This window comes from Acutalibacter sp. 1XD8-33 (assembly GCF_003612555.1).
Lineage (GTDB): Bacteria > Bacillota > Clostridia > Oscillospirales > Acutalibacteraceae > Acutalibacter.
On record NZ_RAZF01000095.1, the window covers coordinates 1 to 814 of the forward strand.

Consider the following 814-nt stretch of genomic DNA (forward strand, 5'->3'; position numbering starts at 1 on the left):
GCGGGGAGCCTTGCCCGCACGCGGCGGAGCGGAGCAACCCCGGCTGGTGGCTGAACCTTGAAACAGATGGCGACGGTTACGCGGAGAAATACGCGGTCATTGTGATATATAACAACGGAACCGCGACCGGGGCCGTCGTCGAAGCGGAATCCGCAGCGGGAGCATGGGGGAAGTTGCTTTCCTTGTTCAACCCTGAGCAGATCAGGGCGGTGAACTTTTCGCAAATTCTGACCCCGGAGAGAGGGGGCGCGAAATGAATGTTGTTTCTTTCGGCGGCGGTACGAACAGTACCGCAATGATCGTCGGAATGTATCTGCATAAAATCCCGATTGACCTGATCTTGTTTGCAGACCCCGGAGCGGAACCGCCGCACACTTACGAATATATCGAAGTGTTCGACAAATGGCTGGCGAAACACGGTTTGCCGGAAATTACGCCGGTTCATTGCGTGGACAAGGACGGAAACCGCCCGACCCTTGAACAAGAATGTTTGCGTTCTGGAACCTTGCCGTCGATTGCATACGGATTCAAGAAATGTTCCCTAAAGCACAAGATCGGCCCGCAAGAAAAATTCTGCAACAACCACCCGGCTTGCCGGGCGGAATGGGCCGCAGGGCGGCGGGTACATAAATTCATCGGGTACGACGCAGGCGAAACGCGGCGCGTCCAACACGCGGCCTTAGTAGATGAAGCGAATAAAAAGTACGAAAATCATTATCCGCTTTATGAATGGGGCTGGGACAGGGCCGAATGCGTCCGCGTGATCGAGCGGGCCGGACTTCCGCGACCGGGGAAATCAAGCTGTTTTTTCTGC

Annotated in this window: 2 protein-coding genes; both read left to right on the top strand. The window is 55.8% G+C overall.

Translation table 11 applies throughout. The annotated features are described in order from the left end of the window. On the top strand, nucleotides 1-257 hold a 257-nt coding region (locus tag D7X94_RS18685; RefSeq protein ID WP_158591088.1), incomplete at its 5' end, for a hypothetical protein. Further along, nucleotides 254-814: phosphoadenosine phosphosulfate reductase (locus tag D7X94_RS18005; RefSeq protein ID WP_120429195.1), on the top strand; the 561-nt coding region annotated here is incomplete at its 3' end. The genes D7X94_RS18685 and D7X94_RS18005, both read left to right, overlap by 4 nt.